22 protein-coding genes are annotated in these 22,360 nt (G+C 37.7%); 3 read left to right on the top strand and 19 right to left on the bottom strand.

Going from position 1 to position 22,360, the window contains the following annotated elements; all coding sequences use genetic code 11:
• Positions 1–22 precede the first annotated feature (22 nt).
• Both A4G16_RS04260 and sstT read right to left on the bottom strand, forming a co-directional pair.
• Positions 23–2,317: a DNA internalization-related competence protein ComEC/Rec2 gene (locus A4G16_RS04260; RefSeq protein WP_165888836.1), complete on the bottom strand. Its 2,295-nt coding sequence runs from the start codon at positions 2,315–2,317 to the stop codon at positions 23–25.
• Positions 2,318–2,455: 138 nt separating this feature from the next.
• Positions 2,456–3,664 (bottom strand): serine/threonine transporter SstT, encoded by a 1,209-nt coding sequence (gene sstT / locus A4G16_RS04255; protein ID WP_165888835.1) that lies wholly within the window; start codon positions 3,662–3,664, stop codon positions 2,456–2,458.
• A 249-nt stretch (positions 3,665–3,913) separates the two neighbouring features.
• On the opposite strand from sstT, the gene A4G16_RS04250 reads away from it, so the two are divergent.
• Positions 3,914–4,276 (top strand): diacylglycerol kinase, encoded by a 363-nt coding sequence (locus A4G16_RS04250; RefSeq protein ID WP_165888834.1) that lies wholly within the window; start codon positions 3,914–3,916, stop codon positions 4,274–4,276.
• A gap of 37 nt (positions 4,277–4,313) precedes the next feature.
• The gene (ushA, locus tag A4G16_RS04245; RefSeq protein ID WP_165888833.1) at positions 4,314–5,957 is read left to right on the top strand and encodes a bifunctional UDP-sugar hydrolase/5'-nucleotidase UshA; all 1,644 of its coding nucleotides are present in this window, start codon (positions 4,314–4,316) and stop codon (positions 5,955–5,957) included.
• A 42-nt stretch (positions 5,958–5,999) separates the two neighbouring features.
• Here the strand turns inward: ushA and yciH are convergent, their stop codons facing one another.
• The 12 genes from yciH to pheS form a co-directional block, all read right to left on the bottom strand.
• A complete protein-coding gene (gene yciH, locus A4G16_RS04240) occupies positions 6,000–6,311 on the bottom strand; it encodes a stress response translation initiation inhibitor YciH (RefSeq protein WP_165888832.1) in 312 nt (103 codons plus the stop codon).
• An 82-nt stretch (positions 6,312–6,393) separates the two neighbouring features.
• A complete protein-coding gene (gene pyrF, locus A4G16_RS04235) occupies positions 6,394–7,089 on the bottom strand; it encodes an orotidine-5'-phosphate decarboxylase (protein WP_165888831.1) in 696 nt (231 codons plus the stop codon).
• Between the two features lie 23 nt (positions 7,090–7,112).
• Positions 7,113–8,306, bottom strand: coding sequence for a lipopolysaccharide assembly protein LapB (lapB, locus tag A4G16_RS04230; protein ID WP_165888830.1), 1,194 nt, complete (start codon positions 8,304–8,306; stop codon positions 7,113–7,115).
• A 3-nt stretch (positions 8,307–8,309) separates the two neighbouring features.
• Complete coding sequence (locus A4G16_RS04225; RefSeq protein ID WP_165888829.1) at positions 8,310–8,597, bottom strand: LapA family protein; 288 nt, start codon at positions 8,595–8,597, stop codon at positions 8,310–8,312.
• A 39-nt stretch (positions 8,598–8,636) separates the two neighbouring features.
• The gene (locus A4G16_RS04220; protein WP_027074621.1) at positions 8,637–8,918 is read right to left on the bottom strand and encodes an integration host factor subunit beta; all 282 of its coding nucleotides are present in this window, start codon (positions 8,916–8,918) and stop codon (positions 8,637–8,639) included.
• A 122-nt stretch (positions 8,919–9,040) separates the two neighbouring features.
• Positions 9,041–10,708 (bottom strand): 30S ribosomal protein S1, encoded by a 1,668-nt coding sequence (rpsA, locus tag A4G16_RS04215; protein WP_165888828.1) that lies wholly within the window; start codon positions 10,706–10,708, stop codon positions 9,041–9,043.
• Positions 10,709–10,801: 93 nt separating this feature from the next.
• Positions 10,802–11,476, bottom strand: coding sequence for a (d)CMP kinase (gene cmk, locus A4G16_RS04210; RefSeq protein WP_165888827.1), 675 nt, complete (start codon positions 11,474–11,476; stop codon positions 10,802–10,804).
• 12 nt (positions 11,477–11,488) lie between these two features.
• A complete protein-coding gene (gene degS, locus A4G16_RS04205) occupies positions 11,489–12,532 on the bottom strand; it encodes an outer membrane-stress sensor serine endopeptidase DegS (RefSeq protein WP_165888826.1) in 1,044 nt (347 codons plus the stop codon).
• Positions 12,533–12,549: 17 nt separating this feature from the next.
• Positions 12,550–13,071 (bottom strand): NlpC/P60 family protein, encoded by a 522-nt coding sequence (locus tag A4G16_RS04200; RefSeq protein WP_165888825.1) that lies wholly within the window; start codon positions 13,069–13,071, stop codon positions 12,550–12,552.
• Between the two features lie 60 nt (positions 13,072–13,131).
• Positions 13,132–13,440 (bottom strand): integration host factor subunit alpha, encoded by a 309-nt coding sequence (locus tag A4G16_RS04195; protein WP_165888824.1) that lies wholly within the window; start codon positions 13,438–13,440, stop codon positions 13,132–13,134.
• Positions 13,441–13,504: 64 nt separating this feature from the next.
• Positions 13,505–15,892, bottom strand: coding sequence for a phenylalanine--tRNA ligase subunit beta (gene pheT / locus A4G16_RS04190; RefSeq protein WP_165888823.1), 2,388 nt, complete (start codon positions 15,890–15,892; stop codon positions 13,505–13,507).
• Between the two features lie 69 nt (positions 15,893–15,961).
• Positions 15,962–16,945: a phenylalanine--tRNA ligase subunit alpha gene (gene pheS, locus A4G16_RS04185; protein WP_027074628.1), complete on the bottom strand. Its 984-nt coding sequence runs from the start codon at positions 16,943–16,945 to the stop codon at positions 15,962–15,964.
• Between the two features lie 234 nt (positions 16,946–17,179).
• Between pheS and A4G16_RS04180 the strand changes: the two genes are divergently transcribed.
• Positions 17,180–17,842 (top strand): NAD(P)H-dependent oxidoreductase, encoded by a 663-nt coding sequence (locus tag A4G16_RS04180; protein ID WP_165888822.1) that lies wholly within the window; start codon positions 17,180–17,182, stop codon positions 17,840–17,842.
• Between the two features lie 61 nt (positions 17,843–17,903).
• Here the strand turns inward: A4G16_RS04180 and A4G16_RS04175 are convergent, their stop codons facing one another.
• The 5 genes from A4G16_RS04175 to yaaA form a co-directional block, all read right to left on the bottom strand.
• Complete coding sequence (locus A4G16_RS04175) at positions 17,904–19,226, bottom strand: L-cystine transporter (RefSeq protein ID WP_165888821.1); 1,323 nt, start codon at positions 19,224–19,226, stop codon at positions 17,904–17,906.
• A 94-nt stretch (positions 19,227–19,320) separates the two neighbouring features.
• Entirely contained in the window at positions 19,321–20,076 is a 756-nt protein-coding gene (locus tag A4G16_RS04170; protein ID WP_165888820.1) for a Zn-ribbon-containing protein, read from the bottom strand.
• On the bottom strand, positions 20,076–20,981 hold the full coding sequence (locus A4G16_RS04165; protein ID WP_165888819.1) for a cation diffusion facilitator family transporter: 906 nt from the start codon (positions 20,979–20,981) through the stop codon (positions 20,076–20,078). The genes A4G16_RS04170 and A4G16_RS04165 overlap by 1 nt, the downstream gene beginning before the upstream one ends.
• Before the next feature lie 14 nt (positions 20,982–20,995).
• Positions 20,996–21,580, bottom strand: a complete 585-nt coding sequence (locus tag A4G16_RS04160; RefSeq protein WP_165888818.1) for an ABC transporter ATPase — start codon at positions 21,578–21,580, stop codon at positions 20,996–20,998.
• The gene (gene yaaA, locus A4G16_RS04155; RefSeq protein WP_165888817.1) at positions 21,573–22,352 is read right to left on the bottom strand and encodes a peroxide stress protein YaaA; all 780 of its coding nucleotides are present in this window, start codon (positions 22,350–22,352) and stop codon (positions 21,573–21,575) included. The genes A4G16_RS04160 and yaaA overlap by 8 nt, the downstream gene beginning before the upstream one ends.
• Between the last annotated feature and the right edge of the window lie 8 nt (positions 22,353–22,360).

Raw genomic sequence — 22,360 nt, 5'->3', positions numbered from 1 at the left:
TGAATTTAATTCAAAGGGTTTTTTAATAATACTGCTTATACCATGGTGAAGATGGCTGTCTGCCCTGCTCAATCTCAATACTGTTTGAGTAAAATTTTATTCTTACCATTCCCGTTTCCGCTGTATTTAGTACCCGAATACCTTTTGAGGTCAATCGTTCTACAATTTGGTTATTGGGTAATTTCCACGGATTCCATCTTCCCGCAGAGATGATGGCAATTTTCGGCTGGGTAATAGCCAGTAACGTTTCACTTGTACTACTTTTACTGCCGTGATGCCCAACTTGTAGAAAATCTACTTTGCCAACATCTGGCGCAAATTGCCGCTCTTGTTCCGTGCCAGAATCCCCTGTAAATAATATTTGCAAGCGGTCATTTTTCGCTAAAATAATGCAAGAGTCTCTATTTTTCGCCTGTTTAACAATTTGTGAAGGATAAACTGCCGTCAGATGCCATTGCCCAAATTGCCACGTTTTTCCTTTAATACAAGGCTCAGATTGAATATTACGATAAAGGATTTGGCTTGAGCTGATAAACCGGGCGTTTGGATAGACTTGTAACAATTCGGATATGCCTCCGGAATGATCGTTATCATCGTGGCTTAGGAAAATAGCTTCGACAGAAATGCCTCGGCGTTTCAAATAAGGCAATAATTCATTTTTTGCCATTGAATTCACACTCCCATCTGCAGATTGCCAACTTGCTCCGCTATCATAAAGCACTGCCTTATTACCTTCATAAACCAATGCCATGGCTAAACCTTGTCCAACATCAAAAGTGATCCACTCTGTTTTTGCTTGCGGTAATAGCTTTGGAAAATAAAAGCTTAAATTAAGCGACAAAGCCACTGTAAATGCTTGTAACCATTTTAGATATCGCAAGTTATAAGATTTGCAGTAGACCAGCAATAAAATCAATAGATTAACGGAAAGTAAATGCCATTGTTGCCTATAGCTTAAATCCCACCAAAAATCGGTGAGCGGAGCTAACAAAGCTAAACTGCTACGACTTAATAAATCGGCAAGTTGCCAAGTAGAAAAAAGGTCATCACTCAGCAAGCTAAATAGAATAAGAGGCACAAGGAAAAAGCTGTATAAAGGCACAATAATTAAGTTAGCAATTAAAGCAAAAGGCGAGATACCTTGGAAAAAATAGAGTTGAACCGGTGAAAATATCAACCAAATACCGATTTGTAGATGAAATAAAGAGAGCAACAAGCGGCTAAATTGAGGCAAAAATTTGCTGATTTCTTTTCTATTTTCAAAGTGAATAAAACGAGAAAGTGGGAAGAATTGATACCATACAATCAGACTGGCAACGGCCAAAATTGAGAGCCAAAAACTATCTGACAGTAATGTGCGTGGATCAAGCACTATTAATAAAGCCACTACCCGCCACCAAAATTGCCACGCGGTGTAATGGCGGCGGCAAAATTGGCACAGTAAGACAAAGCTAATTGCCAGCAATGCCCTTACTGTCGGTATCGCAAAGCCCGCTAAATAACTATAACTAAAGGCAAAAAGGAAACCACATATTCTGGTAAATAAATAAGAAAATCCGACCGCCTGTAATAGTGGAATACGAGAGCTCAACAATAACCATTGTATGCCTTTAGCAAGATAAAAACCAAATGCCATTGCAAGTGCAATATGCAAGCCTGAAATCGCAATTAAATGGGCAGTTGCGGTTTTTTGAAAAGCTTCCCAATGGAAGGAACTAAGCCAAGCCCGCTCTCCAAATGCCAAAGCTAATAATAGCCCTTGAGTAACTAAATCTTCTGTCTGTTTTTTTGCTCTATTAAGCCACTTTGTCCGAAAAGAACTGACGCGTATATTTAATTTTTCTGCTTTTTTCACCGTTGCTGTTTTTGTGATATTTTGAGCAAAATACCATTTTTGACGATCAAAATTACCGAGATTACTACGAGCTGAAATAGGACGGATAGTCAATTCAGCACGGTAATGTTGGTTTAATTCCAAGGATTGTTCAGCTTGCCAGCTTAGATAAATTTTATCTCCTGATTCCAATTTGGCTATCGCAGTTTGATAATCGGTTTGTTTTAAAATTTGAGTAATTTCAAACGATTTAAGAGCTTTAATAGCGGTTATATTTTCTGCATTTTTTGCAATTTGGTCTACTTGAGCATAGCTAATACACAGTAAAAAACCAAGTAAAAAAATCAGCGTATCTCGATAAAAAACACCCACACACCCAATTAAAATTCCCGATAGAACGCCACAAAACAGGAATTCTTTCGGCAGAAACAGAATTGGCAAATGAAGTAAGGTTAGGAAAATGCAAAAACGGTCTAAATTCATACCAGCTACTCAATTTTTGTTTGAGTATGCCGTTTTATACCAAGATTTTCAGAAAGGATTTTAAATTTTTCGAGCAAGCTCACAAAAATAGTTGCAAAAAGAAAGGCAGACCGAAGTCTGCCCTTGTTTCAAATCTGATTATTTTTGATCTTCTGCATAGCTTACTGCTGCAGTAAATAATACGTCAGTTGAGGAGTTTAATGCTGTTTCAACAGAATCTTGAATAACACCGATAACAAAACCTACACCAATTACTTGTGCTGCAATATCATTTGGAATGCTAAATAAGCTACAAGCTAATGGAATTAATAATAGTGAACCACCTGCAACACCAGATGCACCACATGCACAAATTGAAGCAACTACGCTTAATAACAATGCAGTTGCAAAATCAGGCTGAATACCCTGAGTATAAGCTGCAGCTAAAGTTAACACGGTAACGGTAATTGCCGCACCTGCCATATTAATAGTTGCACCCAATGGGATAGCAACTGAAGCGATTTCATCGCGAATACCCAAGCGTTTTGCAAGATTCATATTTACCGGAATATTTGCAGCTGAACTACGTGTAAAGAATGCCGTCACGCCACTTTCACGCAAGCAAGTGAACGTGAGTGGATATGGATTGCGACGAATTTTCCAAAATACTAATAAAGGGTTGAGTACGAGTGCAACAAATAACATTGCGCCTACTAATACAAACAATAATCGGGCATAACCCTCAAATGCATCTAAACCGTTAACAGCAACAGTTTCAGCAACTAAGCCAAATACCCCGATTGGTGCAAAGGCAATAACCACTTTCACTACAAAAGAAACCGCATTTGCCAAATCATTTAAGAAAGCTTTTGAGCTTGCAGAGCCATGACGGAATGCAATACCTAAGCCGATAGACCAAGCAAGAATGCCGATGAAATTAGCATTGCTTAATGCGGCAAGTGGGTTATCTACTAGGTTGAAAATGACAGTTTTTAAAATTTCACCGATACCTTGTGGAGGAGTTAAACCATCCGGGCTTGCAGCTAATTCTAGAGTCGTTGGGAATAGATAACTTAATACAACTGCTGTTAATGCAGCGAAAAATGTACCTAAGACATATAGTACTAAAATTGGTTTTAATTTACTGTCAGTACCGACTTCTTTGTTTGCAATTGCAGATAAAACTAAAACGAAAACAAGAATTGGTGCAATAGCACGTAATGATTTAACAAAGAATTGTCCTAAAACACCTACGCTGGTAGCCCATTCCTTATTGATTAAGGCCAATACGATACCTAACACTAAGCCAATAGCGATACGTAAAACCAAATTACCGCCAAGAATTTTTGATGATAATGAATTACTCATAAATTTCACTTCTGTAAGACATAAAAAAATAAGGGTAAATTACTTTACCCACCTAAAAATGAGTTAGCCAGATTAGCGGAAAAAATAGTATTATGGAATAGACAAGCGGTCATTTTTTTAAAATTTTTTGCAAAAACCACAAAAATTTTCCATTTTTTATAAATTTCAATTTATTCTTAATAAGTTTCTTTGAACAACCTCATTCTTTCAGTACAATAGTAATCATTTTTCACTACTTATCTTTTTACTATGAAACCAGCCAACAAAGCAGATTTTCAACGCGTTATCAATGCAACGCATTATTCTATGAAAGGGTTAAAAGCCGCTTATATTCATGAAGCCGCATTTCGTCAAGAAGTATGGTGTGCGATAATTTTATTCCCTCTCGCCTTCTTTTTGGGCGATACTAATATTGAAAAAGTATTGTTAGCCGGCACGGTACTTTTGGTATTGATTACCGAATTATTAAATAGCGCCGTTGAATCTGTGGTAGACAGAATCGGGGCTGAATTCCATGAGTTGTCAGGCAGAGCAAAAGATCTTGGCTCTGCTGCAGTATTTATGTCGATGGTTTTATTAGCTGTTACTTGGATATTAGTTTTATTCTGCTAATACCTTTTTCTACATCTAAACGCTTATGAGGTATTCTATGAACTTGAAAAAAACATTACTTTCTGTCGCACTCTTAGGGGCAACGTCAGCTATGGCGTATGAAACAGATAAAACCTATCGTTTTACTGTTTTACACACTAACGATATACATGGACACTTCTGGCAAAGTGACAAAGGTGAATATGGGATGGCTGCACAGAAAACGTTAATTGACAATATTCGTAAGGAAGTAGAAGAAAAGGGAGGTTCTATAGTTCTTCTCAATGCAGGCGATGCAAATACCGGAGTACCGGAATCCGATATGCAAAATGCCCGCCCGGATATTGAGGGGATGAATGCAATCGGTTACGATGCTATGGTTCTAGGGAACCATGAGTTCGATTTTCCACTTCAAATCCTTTCTATGCAAGAAAAATGGGCAAACTTCCCTTTTATTTCAGCTAATGTTATTAATAAAAAAACAGATAAACCCATCGTAAAACCTTACGTTATTCTAGAACGAGGTGGACTAAAAATTGCAGTTGTTGGATTAACAACAGAGGATACTGCAAAATTAGGTAATCCTGATGTAACAGAAAATGCATTTTTCAAAAATCCGATTGATACTGCTAGAACCACATTAGCCGAAATTAATAAGACAGAAAAACCTGATGTCCGTATTGCATTAACCCATATGGGCTATTACTTTGATGGCAAACATGGCACTAACGCGCCGGGTGATGTCACGATGGCGCGTACTTTAGACAAAGGTGCTTTCGATTTAATCATTGGTGGGCATACTCACGATACCGTTTGTATCGATGAAAAAGGACAATTCAAAGCAAAATATACACCAGGGGAAGAATGTAAACCAGACTTCCAAAACGGCACTTGGATTGTGCAAGCCGGCGAATGGGGAAAATTTGTTGGCCGTGCAGATTTTGAATTCAAAAACGGAGAAACCAAGTTAGTTAAATATGAGCTGATTCCGGTGAATTTGAAAAAAACAATTAAAAAAGAGGATGGCACAAAAGAGTATCAGCTTTACCAAGCGGAAATTAAAGCTGATGAAGCTACTTATGCGTTGTTAAAAAAATATCAAGATGAAGGTGATCAAAAACTTAATATTGAAGTTGGTCATGTGAAGGGGTTGTTAGACGGAAAACGTGAGCATATTCGCTTCCACCAAACAAATCTAGGTCGCCTTATTGCACAATCACAAATGGAACGAGTGAAAGCTGATATCGGCATTATGAATTCCGGTGGTATCCGCACCTCAATTGAAGAAGGTGTCGTGACTTATAAAAATATTTTAACAGTACAGCCTTTCGGCAATATGATTGCAACAGTAGATTTAAAAGGCCAAGAGTTATTGGATACGTTAACAACAATTGCTTTAAAAGAAGTAGATACGGGCGCTTATCCTCAATTCGCTGGAGTTTCTATGACAGTAGATCGTGCTGCAAAAACTATCTCCGAAGTCAAAATTGGTGGAAAACCTTTTGACGCGAATAAGACCTATAAAGTTTCTCTTCCAGACTATGTTGCAGCCGGCGGTGATGGTTATCCTTTATTGAAAAAACATCCAACTTATGTGAATACCGGCTTTATTGATGCTGAAATGCTGAAAAAATTCTTCGAAGAAAATAAAGTCATTGAAGCAAATAAATTCGATCCGAAAAATGATATCATCTTTAAATAAGCCAAAGGGGAATCTATAGATTCCCCTTGTTTTTTCTCTTTTTTAACCGCCGGACAGTTTTACTGTAAAACCTTTCTGCTCTAAAATTTGTTTAATTAAATCACGGTTATCACCTTGAATTTCAATTATTCCGTCTTTAAATGAACCGCCACAGCCTAATTTTCGCTTAAGTTCCGAGGCTAGGGAGTTTAGACCTTTATCATCTAAATCAAGACCGGTAATTACACAAACACCTTTCCCTTTTCGGCCACTGGTTTGGCGTTGAATACGCACAATGCCATCTCCTTTAGGGCGTTCTTCTTTTACTGTTTCAGGCTTAATTCTGCCTGTTTCTGTGGAATAGACTAATGTCATTTGCAAATTTTCCTTAAAATATTACCGCTTGTAATAGACAAAAAGGCGAAAATTTCCGCCTTAATTAAAAATTCAATTTAATTTAGCTGTTAATAGATTGGTTAATTGATTTTAGAACAGATAACGGGTCTTGTGCTTGAGTAATAGGACGGCCAATCACCAAATAATCAGCACCGGTTTCAACCGCTTGTTTAGGCGTCATTACTCGACGTTGATCACCAAAATCTGCACCTTCAGGTCGAATACCCGGAGTAATGAGTTTGAAATCTTTACCACAATGGGTTCGTAACATATCCACTTCTTGTGGTGAACAGACAACGCCATCTAAGCCTGCACGTTGAGCTAAATGCGCTAAACGAATCACCTGCTCCATTGGTGAAGCATTAATACCAATTTGTAATAAATCCAGGTCTTCCATGCTGGTTAATACAGTTACCGCAATCAATAATGGCGCATCCTTACCATAAGGCTCTAGGATTTTTTTTGCCTCTTCCATCATGGTTAAGCCACCGGAAGCATGTAAATCTACCATCCACACGCCTAAATCCGCCGCTGAGCGTACTGCTCTGGCAACAGTATTTGGAATATCGTGGTATTTTAAATCAAGGAATACATCAAATTTACGTTCATGCAATTGTTTCACAAAATTTATGCCTAGTGTAGTAAACATCTCTTTGCCGACTTTTAAACGGCATAGTGATGGATCAACTAAATCAACAAATTCAAGAGCTTCGCGTTCTGTTTCATAATCTAAAGCTACAATGACTTTATTGTTCATTCTGAACTCCTTAACTTAATAAATTAAATAATTCCCTCGATACTTTGTATCGGCTTAATTTTTTCCCATTGACGGCAAGAGGGGCAATACCACATTAAACGATACCCTTGATAGCCACAATTTAAACAACGGTACTGAAAACTCCGTTTAATTTGGTTACCTACCATGTTGTGCAATAATAATAAACTCTCTTTACCATTTCCAGCTTCTGCACAATCTGCCTGATAGCGAATAAACCGGTGGAAGGTAATTAAATTTGGATAAGCACTTAATTGCTGATATAACTTAGCGTGTGCTGCATGTACCCCATCTTTTTCTTCAATAAATTCAGTTAGTGCAAGATCTACGCTGCTATTATGTTTAACTTGGTTTGCTTTAATCAGAAACAATTCATAACTATTTGGATCGTTCAGTGCCAAATAAGCCTGACGCACTCTACCAAGTACTTCGCTGATATAATCAGGGTCTTGTTGCAATATTTTTTCAAAATACTCCAAAGCTTGGTAGTAGTCTTTTTGTTCCAAATAGAAATCGCCTAGCATCATTGAGGCACGAGTCGATTGTGGGTAATATTCTAACGATTTATTTAGTGATTCAATAAATGCATTTTTATCTTCTAATTTAATCGCTTGAGCATATTCACAGTAGTAGTGAGAAAGTGGTATTTTGTCTGTTTCAGGTATAATTTTTAGTAGCTTCTCAGAAACATTGATCGCTTTTTTCCATTCTCGTGTTTTTTGGTAAATAACAGCCAGCTGCGATAATGAGTGAGGAGCAAATTCAGGTTCATCAACTAAAGCAATATAGTAATTTTCAGCCCGATCATAAAAACCTGCCATCATAAAATCTTTTGCCAGTTGCTGTTTGGCAAGTAATTTTTGTTCAAATGAATAATCCGGACTATTTACTAAAGCTTGATGAATACGTAATGCTCTATCAACTTCTCCCCTTGAACGAAAAAGATTACCTAATGTTAATTCGGCTTCAAATTGGGATTCAGTTAAAATTTGATTTTCAGACTCATGTTTTTGTAACATAGAGAGGAAAAGATCAACTGCCTTTTCCTGTTGATTAGAAAGAAGAAAGTTTAACCCCGTAACATATTCACGAGAAAACTTATTATTGAGGTTTTCTTGATCCTTTTTTGCACTACGCTGCCCCATATACCAACCATATAGCGCGGCAATAGGCAATAAAAGGAACAATAATTCAAGCATTGGTTATTCAACCTTAGGAGTAGTAATTTCAGCAATTTGCTGTGCTTGACGTTTTACACGGCGAGTAAGTGCGATATTTTGCAACTTAACTTTTAAGTAGAAAATGCCTGTAACTAACCAGCCTAAAATCAATCCTAGTCCAAATAAGACAGCCACTAATGTAGATAAACGCAATTCACTTTGTGCCACAATATAATTAAAGGTGATAAGTTGATCATTATTAGCACCAATTGTAATTGCTACAATAATAACTGCAATCACAATTAAAACACCTAGAATATACTTAACCATATAATCTCCCTACTATAATTTGAACGGTTTAGATGAGACTTAAATTAAGTCTACTCTCTCTTTTAGATCTTTACCTGCTTTAAAGTGGGGAACATATTTTGCAGATAATGGCACACTATCCCCTGTTTTGGGATTACGCCCTAAACGCGGCTGGCGATAGTGTAATGAGAAGCTACCGAATCCTCTAACCTCGACTCTCCCACCCTCTTCTAAAGTCAGCGAAAGATGCTCTAAAATTTCTTTTACACAATCTTCTACCATTTTATTCTGCAAAGTAGGATTTTTAGATACTAAACTCTCAATTAATTCAGATTTAGTCATATTTTCCTCATTAAAACTCAAATTCAATTTTGAATAACTACTGACCCAATAAATATTCAAAATTGCTTCTAAGTTTAATGGGTATGCTAACACATACCCATTTTTTAGTTAATTGCGACTAATTATTCGCCTTTAGCTGCTTTGAAAGCTTCAGCAAACGCATTAGGTACCGCAACTTCTTCTTTGTTCACTTGAGCAATTGCAGCTGATTCTTCAGCTTCATTTTTCGCACGAACAGATAAGTTTACTACACGAGACTTACGATCAACGCCTGTGTATTTTGCTTCGATTTCATCCCCAACAGAGATTACTGATGTGATGTCTTCTACACGCTCAGCTGTTGCTTCATTTGCACGGATGAATGCTTCAACACCACCGTCTAATTCCACTTTAACGCCTTTCGCATCAACTTCAACAACTTTACCTGTTAAGATTGCACCTTTTTTCGTGCTGTCAACAAAGTTTGTGAACGGATCAGATTCTAGTTGTTTGATACCTAAAGAGATACGCTCTTTTACTGCATCAACTTGTAGAACTACTGCTTCAACTTCATCACCTTTTTTGTAGTTACGAACAGCTTCTTCACCAGAAACATTCCAAGAAATGTCTGATAAGTGAACTAAACCATCAATACCACCTTCTAAACCGATGAAGATACCGAAATCAGTGATTGATTTGATTTTACCTGATACTTTATCGTTTTTGTTGTGAGTTGAAGCGAATTGTTCCCAAGGGTTTGCTTTACATTGTTTTAAACCTAATGAAATACGACGACGCTCTTCATCAACTTCAAGTACCATTACTTCAACAACATCACCTACATTAACCACTTTAGATGGGTGAATGTTTTTGTTTGTCCAATCCATTTCTGAAACGTGAACTAAACCTTCAACGCCGTCTAAAATTTCAACGAAGCAGCCATAATCTGTTAAGTTAGTTACTTTACCGCTTAATTTGCTGTTTACTGGGTGGTTTTGTGCGATTACAGCCCATGGATCTTGACCTAATTGTTTTAAGCCTAATGATACACGAGTTTTATCTTTGTCAAATTTTAATACTTTAACAGTAACTTCATCACCAACATTAACTACTTCGCTTGGGTGTTTAACACGTTTCCAAGCCATGTCAGTGATGTGTAATAAACCGTCAACACCACCTAAATCTACGAATGCACCGTAGTCAGTTAAGTTTTTAACTGTACCTTTAACTTCAGAACCTTCAACTAAGTTAGCTAATACAGCATCACGATCTTGGTTGCTTTCTGTTTCGATTACAGCACGACGAGAAACAACCACGTTGTTACGTTTTTGGTCTAATTTGATTACTTTGAATTCGTACTCTTTACCTTCTAAGTTTAAAGAATCACGAACCGGACGAGTATCAACTAATGAACCTGGTAAGAATGCACGCACACCGTTTAATTCAACAGTGAAACCACCTTTAACTTTACCATTAACAAAACCGATAACTGTAGCTTGTTCTTCAAATGCTTTCTCTAAAGCAATCCAAGCTTCGTTACGTTTTGCATCACCACGAGAAACAACTGTTTCACCGAAGCCATCTTCTACTGCTTTAAGAACAACATCAACTTCATCACCAACTTGAACTTCAAGTTCGCCTTGAGCATTTGTAAATTCTTCAGCAGGAATTGATGATTCAGATTTAAAACCTGTATCAACAATAACATAACCTTTTTGGATAGCAACAACAGTACCTTTAACAACATCACCTAAACGAGGTGTAGCTGCAAATGATTCTTCAAGTAGTTGAGCAAACGATAATTCTGACATAATAAATCTTCTTAAAAATAAACATCCATCTAGCATCCTGCTAAACGGGGTTGGTAATAAAAGCCAAACAAATCCTATGTAAGGCCGACAAAACTAATATTTAATATATTGAGAAATATAATCTAAAGCCTGTTTGATCACATCATCAATAGATAAATGCGTTGAATCTAACAATAACGCATCTTTAGCCGGAACTAAGGGAGCAACTTCACGATTTCTATCTCGAAAATCACGCTCTTTAATCTCGGCTAAAATCTCGTCAAAGTTAGCATTAAATCCCTTTTCTTGCAACTGTTTTACACGTCTTTTTGCTCGTTCTTGTGCACTTGCGTCCAAAAACAGTTTGATTTTTGCATCTGGAAAGACAACCGTTCCCATATCTCTACCATCAGCAATTAGACCTCTCTCAGTGCTAAATGCCCGCTGACGCGCTAATAATGCCTCTCTTACTTTAGGGAAAGCTGCAACTTTTGAGGCATTTTGACCCGCTTGTGCAGTACGAATTTGGTCGCCCACATTTTCCCCATCAAGAATTACACTAATTTCGCCATTTTGGGGCAAAAATTGAATATTAAGATTACGCCCAACATCAGCAAGACCCTCTTCATCCTCTAAGGAAATACCTTTATTGACTGCATTTAATGCCGTAATACGATATAAAGCTCCTGAATCTAAAAAATCAAACCCTAATTTTTCAGCCAGTGCGTGACATAATGTTCCTTTCCCGGCCCCGCTTGGACCATCTACCGTAATAACAATCTTTTCCATTTTATTTTTTACCTATTGGGCTTGTAACTCACTAATAGTAACATCAAAATTCAATAATTGATTTCCACGCTGAACGATCACTTTCACTGTACTATAAGGTTTCATTTCTGCTAAAGCCTCCATCATTTGCGATGGAGACAGCGCTTCAACATCACCAATTTTAAGTACTAAATCGCCAGACTGAATACCGGCTTTCGCAGCAGGCCCATTCTCACTTACTCCGGCAATGATAACTCCTTTTTCATAACCCTGTATTTTAGCCGCATCAATTAAATCAGTACTTACGCCAAAATAGCCACGAATTACACGACCATCTTTAATAATTTTTTGCATAATCTGATTAGCTAAATTAATTGGAATGGCAAAATTTAACCCTTCAGAAAGTTCATTGGTATTTTTACCTAAACGTAATGTATTAATACCAATGAGCTCCCCTGCACTATTAATCAAAGCACCGCCTGAATTGCCCTGATTAATAGAAACATCCGTTTGAATAAAATTCTGTCTACCACTCTCGGTTAGAGTATTTCGACCAATCGCACTCACAATACCTTGAGTAATACTTTGCCCTAAATTTAAGGGATTACCAATCGCTAAGACAACATCGCCAACTTCTACTTTACGTTCAGCATTTTGAGGAATTGTTGGTAAATTTTCAGCATCTATCTTTAATACCGCTAAATCAGTTAATGAATCATCCCCCACTAACCTAGCTTCTGTAGAGATTAATCCATTTTGTAAGGCTACCACAATTTGATCGGCATCTTGAATCACATGTTTATTAGTCAATATATAACCATTGCTACTCATAATAACCCCTGAGCCTAAATTTTTAATCTCAAAGGACGAGTTTTCAGAACTAAAATTACGGTTATAAACATTAACTACAGCAGGTGAAGCAATTTTAACTGCAGAACTATAACTTGTGATACCAGATTGTTTTAACGCTGAAAATGAGAAAAAACTCCCTTTATGCTGAACCAAAGGAGCAACAAACAAAATTAAAATTGCACAAAAAAGTCCAAAAATAACCGCTTGTCCGATTTTTTTCAGCATTATTTCTCCTTATAACATCATAAACGGCGAGCTTGCCAGAATGCTTTTGACCAATAAGGCGACTCCATATCCGAATAAATTACACCACCTCTCGTTGAAGCATGTAGGAATTGCCCATTTTTAACATAAACACCAACATGTTTTCCATTTGGCCCACGACCTGTATTAAAAAAGACAAGATCACCTGTTCGTAACTCACTTTTCGAAATTCGTTCGCCTTCTTTTGCTTGTGCAGTAGTTGTCCTTGGTAAATCAATACCGAATAAATCTCTGAACGTCACCTGCATGAACCCCGAGCAATCTATACCGGATTTACTATTGCCACCCAAGCGATAACGCGTTCCTTTCCATTCATGTTGATGTTCACTTAATCGACTGATCGCCATGATTGGATCAGATAAATCCGAGTGATAGTTTGAATGAGAAACCCGACTTCCCGATCTTGTTTTATTTACCGTATCTGAACTGGAACAGGCAGATAAAATAGACACAGAGGTGAGCAAAATTCCCAAGGAAAGCCATTTTTTAGTTAATTTCATATATACTCCGTTACAATCACTTTATATGAAAGAAATAACACTCGAATGATTGCTAATAAATTAAGCCTCTGACTTAGTTTGCGTGTTTGCATTTTCAACACGCTCACGCAATTTTTGGCCGGCTTTAAAAACAACCACTCGACGAGCAGAAACCGCAACATTTTCTCCGGTTTTAGGATTTCGTCCCGGACGGGATTTTTTTTCTCGAAGTAAAAAATTACCGAAACCTGATAATTTCACGCTGTCTCCACGCTCAAGCGATGATCGGATTTCTTCAAAAAATGACTCAACAAATTGCTTCGCTATACGTTTTTCCAAACCATATTTCGCAATAAGATTTTCTGCAATCTCAATCTTAGTCAGTGTCATAATTTATCCTTTATTCACTATCAATCTTGCGGTTGAAAAGCCTTCAACCGCATTTATTTTTTGATTAATCACGAAGTACAGCATTAAAGCGTTTTGCCAATTCATCTAGCACAGATTGAACAACAGCGTTAATTTCATCTTCTTCCAATGTTTTCTCGGTATTTTGTACCGTTAAGCTGATAGCTAAACTCTTCTTATCGGCATCTAAGTTGGCGCCACGGTAAACATCAAATAAATTTAATGCAACCAATTGGCTACCTGCTGCCTTACGGCAAGCATTTAACACCTCACCGGCAGGCGTTGATTCATCTACTACAACCGCAATATCACGATTATTTGCAGGGAAGCGGGAAATTTCGCCCGCTTGTGCAACAGGACGTTCAGAAATAGCACTTGCTAAGATTTCACATACAATCGGCTTACCTTTAATACCTAATTTCTGCACAATTGATGGATGAACCGTACCGATAAAACCAATTTCTTTGCCGTCTAGCATAATAGCGGCTGATTGCCCCGGATGTAGCGCAGAGAACTGCTTTGCAACAAATTCTAAGTCATGACGAACAGATGTTAGCGATAAAATGCGCTCAATATCACCTTTTAAATCAAAGAAATCTGCTGCCTCAGATTTATTTTCCCAATGAACAGGACGTTTATCGCCTACAATAGCCGCTCCAAATACATATTCTTGTCGGACACCAGATTCGGCATCATTATCCGGAATAAAGCGTAAGCCCCCTTCAAAAATACGCACTCGATTTTGCTGACGACTTTGGTTATAAACGATAGTATCGAGTAAGCCGGTTAATAATGAAACACGCATTGCCGACATTTCGCTTGAAATTGGGTTCGGCAAAATTAATGCTTCTTGATTCGGGTGTAATAATGCCTGTTTTTTCGGATCAACAAAGCTATAAGTAATAACTTCTTGGTAATCACTATCCACCAACGCCATACGGATACGGTTTGCCTCTAATAATTTTTCCGGTGTGCCTTTCATTGTTAAATGCGCAAGCGGTGAATTATTTGGAATACTATTGTATCCATAGATGCGAGCCACTTCCTCGATTAAATCTTCTTCAATTTCAATATCAAAACGCCAGCTTGGAGCAATAGCAGTCCAGGCATTATCAACAAATGTTACATTTAAACCTAAGCGAGTTAGAATGTCGGTAACAGTCTTATCTTCAATATGATAACCAATTACTGAATCTAATTTACTACGGCGCAGCGTGACAGTATTACGTTTTGGTAAATTTGCTTCACTGACTGCTTCAACAATTTCACCAGCCTCACCGCCACAAATTTCTAATAATAATGCTGTTGCACGTTCCATTGCTTTACGTGTTAATTCCGGGTCAACCCCACGTTCGAACCGGTGAGAAGCATCGGTATGTAAACCGTATTGACGCGCACGACCTGTAATTGCTAATGGAGCAAAAAATGCGGCTTCTAAAACTACATCTTTCGTGTTTTCACTCACACCGCTAGCCTCGCCACCAAAAATTCCCGCCATGGCTAAAGCACCTTTATTATCTGCAATTACAAGCGTGTTACTTTGTAATTTAGCCGTGCTACCATCCAATAAAACTAATTCTTCGCCGTCTTTCGCCATACGCACTTGAATATTGCCATCAATTTTTGCAGCATCAAAGGCGTGCATCGGTTGACCGAGTTCTAATAAACTAAAGTTAGTAATATCTACGATAGGATCGATAGAACGAATACCACAACGGCGTAATTTTTCTTGTAACCATAATGGAGAAGCCGCTTTAACATTTACATTTTTCACCACACGAGATAAATAACGTGGGCAAGCTTCAGGTGCATGTAATTCTACTGACACTTTATCAGTAATGGTAGCCGCTATAGGATTAATCACAGGCGCGTTTACATCGATTTGATTAATCACACCTACTTCACGAGCAATACCAGAAATGCTTAAACAATCCGCTCTGTTTGGTGTTAAGCTGATTTCAATCGCAACATCGTTTAAATTCAAATAATCACGGAAATCTTGACCGATTGGTGCATCCGCAGGCAATTCAATAATGCCACTATGATCTTCTTTAATGCCCAACTCAGAGTAAGAACATAACATACCTTCTGACGGCTGTCCGCGTAACTTTGTTTTTTTGATTTTAAAATCGCCAGGTAAAATGGCACCATCTACTGCACAAGCAACTTTTAAACCTTGACGACAATTTGGCGCACCACACACAATGTCTAATAAACGTTCACCGCCCACATTCACTTTGGTAACACGTAATTTATCGGCATCCGGGTGCTGAGCGCACTCAACCACTTCGCCCACCACTACACCGGAAAATTGGCCTGCAACGGCTTCTACATCATCAACTTCTAAGCCTAACATTGTAATTTGGTCGCATAATTGTTCTGTGTTAATGGCTGGACTCACCCATTCACGCAACCAAGATTCATTAAATTTCATTATTTCTATCCTTTATTTGCAAAATTTTTCTTAAATATAACCGCTTGTATCTAATATACTTACACCACATTACTTAAATTGTTTTAAGAAACGTAAGTCATTTTCGAAGAATGAACGTAAATCCGTGACATTGTAGCGAAGCATAGTTAAACGCTCAACGCCCATCCCAACTGCAAAGCCGCTATATTCATCAGGATCGATTCCTACATTACGTAATACATTCGGATGAACCATACCACAGCCTAACACTTCTAACCATTTACCGTTTTGGCGCATTACATCCACTTCTGCTGAAGGCTCTGTGAACGGGAAGAACGATGGACGGAAACGCACTTGTAAATCTTCTTCAAAGAAAGCTTTTAAGAAATCGTGAATCAAACCTTTTAATTCGGTAAAGTTGGCTTTCTTATCCACATAAAGTAGTTCGATTTGATGGAACATCGGGGTGTGAGTTTGGTCATAATCGTTACGATATACACGGCCCGGAGCAACAATACGGATAGGTGGTTTAACATTTTCCATCGTACGAATTTGCACACCGGAAGTTTGGGTTCTAAGTAGACGTTTTGCATCAAACCAGAAAGTATCATGATCGGCACGAGCAGGGTGATGAGCAGGAATATTTAACGCATCAAAATTATAGTAATCGGTTTCAATTTCAGGGCCGTTTGCTACAGTAAAGCCTAGTTCAGAGAAGAATTTCACGACACGCTCAATGGTGATAGACACAGGGTGCAAGCCACCTAATTCTGTTTTACGCCCCGGAAGCGAGACATCAATACTTTCATTAGCTAATTTAGCATTTAACTCTGCTGTTTCTAATGCTTCTTTTTTGGCATTCAGTGCATCTTGTGCAATTTGTTTCGCATCATTAATTTTCTGACCAACTGCCGGACGCTCTTCTGCCGGTACATCACGCAAACCTTGCATTAATGCGGTAAAATGTCCTTTTTTGCCAAAATATTCTACTTTTACTGCTTCTAATGCGGCAACATCATTTGCTGCATTTACTGCCTCAACTGCCTGTGCTACTAAACTTTCTAAGTTGTGCATTCTATCCTCTAAAAATTTTACTGATTAAAATTGCTGGCATAATAATACGTTATCATAAAAAAGTAAATCAACAGATACGCTAAATTGTTGATTTGTAAGGTAAAGAAATTGTGAACAAGCGGTCATATTTCTCTATTTTTTGCAAAAAACATCACAACCCAACCAAATTCGCTTTATTATTCAAATCGGAGTATCATAACAATCACTTTTTGTTATTTATACGAAGGAAAAATCATGTTTAATATTACAAAGCAACAAGTTTTAGAAGCCTTTCATTTCCGTTCAGCGTGTCGTCATTACGACAAAGATAAAAAAATCAGTAAAGAAGATATGGATTATATTTTAGAGCTGGGTCGTCTTTCACCAAGTTCGGTTGGATCTGAGCCATGGAAATTTTTAGTTTTACAAAACTCGGCTATTCGTGAAAAAATCGCACCAGTTTCTTGGGGAATTAAACACCCGATGGAAGAAATGAGCCATTTAGTCATTATTCTAGCGAAAAAGAATGTCCGTTACGATTCTCAATATTTAAGAGATTCTCTTACTAAACGTGGTTTAACCCAAGAGCAGATTGACGGTTCAATTGCTCGCTATAAAAGCTTTCAATTAGAAGATATGAAAATTCTAGAAAGCGAACGGACTTTATTTGATTGGAGTAGCAAACAAACTTATATTGCATTGGGAAATATGATGACGGGAGCTGCCTTAATCGGCATCGACTCATGTCCAATAGAAGGCTTCCATTACGATACAGTCAATCAGATTCTAGCCGATGAAGGATTATTTGATCTTAACGAATACGGTATTTCTTGCATGGTTACCTTCGGCTATCGTGACAAAGACATTAAGAAAAAATCGCGTAAACCAGTCGAAGAAGTCATTGAATGGATTGAATAATTTTTGGCATTTTAAAATGCAAAATGGGCGAATCAATCGCCCATTTTTATCATAAGGTGTATTAAGATTTAACCCATTTATTGGTTAAAGTACCCGCCACCATTGCTCCATTCACATTTAAAGCTGTACGTCCCATATCAATGATCGGTTCTACAGAAATGAGCAAGCCTACTAATTCAATCGGTAAGTTTAATGTGGATAGTACCACAATGGCTGCAAAAGTCGCCCCGCCACCAACGCCAGCAATTCCAAAAGATGAAATAGCCACAACAAGAATTAGCGTGAAAATATAGTTTACACTAAATGGGTCAAACCCTACCGTTGGTGCGATCATTACCGCAAGCATTGCCGGATAGATCCCTGCACAACCATTCTGCCCGATGGTCGCCCCAAAAGTTGCTGAAAAATTAGCAATAACACTATTGTTACCCAGCTTGTTCGTTTGTGTTTCGATATTCAGAGGAATAGTCGCGGCACTAGAACGAGACGTAAAAGCAAAACTTAAAGTTGGTAATACCTTTTTATAATAATCAAAAGGATTTACTTTGGCAGTCAATAATAAAATACCGTGAACAATAAACATTAGGCCCATAGCAATATAAGATGCAACAATAAAGCTCCCTAAATTAACAATGTCGCTCCATTGAGAGGTTGCCGCCATTTTGATCATCAATGCAAACACACCATAAGGTGTTAAGCGAATTACAAAACGGACTAAACGCATAATTAGTTTATTTAATGTTTCTACACCTTGTGCAATGCGCTCACCTAAATCTTTATCTTCTTTACCCAAACTGAGGGCAGCCAAACCTAATAAAGCAGAGAAAATAACCGTGCTGATAATAGATGTTGGATTTGCTCCGGTTAACTCTAAGAATGGGTTTTTCGGAATAAAGGAGACTAACATGGTAGGAATAGATAAATTACTCACTTGCTCAGCACGTCCTATCACTTTCTCCTGTGCCGCAAGTTCACGACTACCTGCTACTAACCCTTCAGCAGATAAGTCAAACAGATATACCAAAGCGATACCAATTACTGCAGAAATCGCAGTCGTTACTAATAATACCGATAAAACGCTAAAGCTGATTTTTCCTAAAGCACCAACCGCTTTTAGCCTAGTGATCGCAGATAAAATTGAAATAAATACTAATGGCATTACAATCATTTGTAGCAAACGTACATAACCATTACCAACTAAATTCACCCAGTCTAATGTTGCCTCAATAGCAGATTTTTCGTAAAACGTTTGCAAAAAAACACCGCTTGCAAGACCTAGAATTAAGCCAATAAAAACTGTCTGCCCCAGTTTTTGAGTGGATTTATAAATTTTAGCCAGTAATAATAAAATGGCTGTAAAAACGATTAAATTAATAATAAGCATAGAGTCTCCAAAACACCCCAATAAAAAATGCTATAAGCTTATTACGCTTACAGCATACCTTCAAGATAATTTATTCCTTTGTTATAACTATAAATTATAATATTTCCCAACTTAAATTTGAGATAAGCTTACATCTATCACACTTAAAATGGAAAATATCATGTAAGGGCTGAGCTAATTTCCAATCCCCTTTACAAGATGGACATTTTCTATGATGCTCTTCATATTCGTCCGAACCTAAGCGATACAAATAATAAAAGGTAGGAATAGCTGTTTTTTCCTCAATTTGTTTGCATAGATTTAAGCCTACCTGAGTCAGTTCACTTTTTTCATCACAAATCTGTTTTAGTGCTTGAGATTCCAGCACTCCACCGTTCATTTGTAGCTGATCGCACGCCTGCCAAGTTTGTTGCCAATTTAATAATGCCTCGCTCAACACTTGATCCTCTAAGCGATATAAAGGAATTGGCGCAAATTTTGCGCCATCATATAGCGGTGAACAGGTATCTAAATGTGTAGTATATAAAATCTGAAAAGCCGGATTGAGATTATCGCTTGTCTCATCTGCTTGATAATCTCGTCCGACAATTTCAAAACCCTCAAATTCTATGCCTACACCTTCTGCCTGTTTTAATGCTTCATTAACTTCCTTACTGTTATAAATTGGCATTAAACTCTCTTGCTCAGGTATGCAAACTCTAACTTGAAAGCTATGCTGATGAAAAGTAATCGGCATTTCTCTACCAATAACCTGCCCGTTATATAGCCATTGATTTAAAATTTGACTAATTAACGTTATCGGGTCTTGCTCAAAGTTTTTAAAGCTGAAATGGACAATCGCTTGATACATCAGATATTCTCCGCCATATCTGCAAGTTCTTGCTTAACTACTGTAGTTGGCTCTTGGTGGATAATCACTTTTGACATCGGAAATGCGTTCAATAATTTTTGTTCTAAGCTATCAGTAATTTCGTGAGCAACCAGTAAAGTCAGATGATCATCTAATTCCAAATGCAGTTGAATAAAACGCACCGCTCCTGCACGGCGAGTCAGAATATCGTGAATACCTAAAATATTAGGATGCTTTGAGGCAATGCTTTTAATTAACTCAATTTCCTCATCAGGCAAAGATTGATCTAATAAAGTTTGTACAGAAGACCAAAACATTTTTACCGCACTTAGGGCAATATAAAGCGCAATTCCGATGGCAAAAATAGCATCAGCATAAATAAAACCTGCGCCATTTAGCAGCATTGCCACTAAAATTGCCGCATTCATCAATAAATCTGTTTGATAATGTAGTGAATCCGCCTCAATTGCCGGACTTTGAGTCATTTTCACTACATAGCGTTGATAAAGCACCAAGCCCACAGTTACTACAATTGAGATAAGACTCACTATTACGCCAATATGAGACTGCTCTATTAATTCAGGATCTGTCAGTTTATGAAAACCTTGCAACAATAGAAAAACTGCAGAACCAGAAATAAAGGCACTTTGTGCAAGCGAAGCAAGTGATTCTGCTTTGCCGTGTCCGAAAGCGTGATTCTCGTCGGCTGGTTGTAGAGCAAAGCGTAACACTAAAATATTAGTAAGTGAGGCAAACAGATCCACAACAGAATCTGTCATCGCGGCTAAAATAGAAATTGAGCCGGTTTTCCACCAAGCAAAGGCTTTTATAATAATCAACGAAACTGCCACAATAATCGCTAAATTGGCAGCTCTTCTGACTAATTTATTATAATTTTCTCTCATATTATTTTTACATTTTAGGCTTTACACTGAATTTGCCACGCCATTTGCTTAAAAGCTAGGGCTAAATCGGCAATTTCTTTGGTGTAAGCGGTCAAATTTAGGGATTTTTTTGCAATTTGCGCTTTGGATAGTGCTCGTTTATCTGAAAACTGAATTTGTGCATAACCACAATCTAAATTACGACCACGGGTTACTTCCAGCATCACATTCTGATAACGCTCAGTGGGTGGATAAATCACACTACTTTGCAGTTCATTATGCTCAATGCTCAATTTTGTCAGCATATCAGACTGTTTAGCAAAGCTTGATTGGCGGAAAGCCATACGCTGTGCTAAGGTTTGTCGGGCCGTATTCTTATCCAGAAAGAATAAAATTCCTTTATCCCATTGTTCAGAATTTTTACTGCTGTTTTCCGGCAAATAAAGCAAATGCTGCATCTCATCAATTTGATTTGAGGTAACCTTCACATAGGTCTGTTGTCGGAAACTCACTTTTTCGGGTACAGCAAAATGTGAACGAGGAGCAACGCACCCTGCCAACAAAACAGCTAAAATTAAAGGGGCGTATTTAATACGCCCGACACATAAAATTTTACTCATTTTGTTCTTCCCGCTTAAAGACTAATTCTGTTGCCGTCGAACTGGTTTCATCAAACCAATAACCAGCATAGTTAAAGGCTTTAAGCTGTTCAATATTGGTAGGTTGTGTCTCTAACATAAAACGCACCATCATACCGCGGGCTTTCTTAGCATAAAAGCTAATTACCTTATATTTACCGTTTTTTTCATCTAAAAAAATAGGTTTAACGATTGTTGCATTCAAATTTTGAGGTTTTACCGCCCCATAATACTCATCTGAAGCAAGATTAACTAAAATAGAATCACCTTGTTCATCAATAGCTTGTTGCAAATGCTCGGTAATGGTATTTCCCCAAAAAGCATAAAGATCTTTTCCTTTCGGATTAGCTAATTTTGTCCCCATTTCCAAACGATACGGCTGCATGAGATCTAACGGTTTTAGTAAACCATATAAGCCTGAAAGCATTCTTAGATGAGATTGTGCATATTCCACTTGTGCTTTAGTTAGGCTCTCTGCTTCTAAACCGGTGTACACATCCCCTTTAAAAGCAAAAAGTGCTGCTTTAGCATTTTTCTCATTATGTACAAGTTGCCAATCAGCAAAACGTGCCACATTAAGGGCTGCCAGCTTATCGCTAATTGACATCAAACCGGCTACTTCTGCAGGTGAAAGTTTTTTACAAATATCAATTAACTCTTGGCTACAAGCGGTCAAATTTGGCTGAGAAAATGCAAATCCTTCAATTTTAGTTTCAAAATCAAGGGTTTTAGCGGGGGAAATAATAGCTAACATAATTATCC

The organism is Mannheimia granulomatis (assembly GCF_011455695.1).
Lineage (GTDB): Bacteria > Pseudomonadota > Gammaproteobacteria > Enterobacterales > Pasteurellaceae > Mannheimia > Mannheimia granulomatis_A.
Note: the sequence above shows the minus strand (reverse complement) of the source record. Positions and strands in the feature narration are given on the sequence as shown.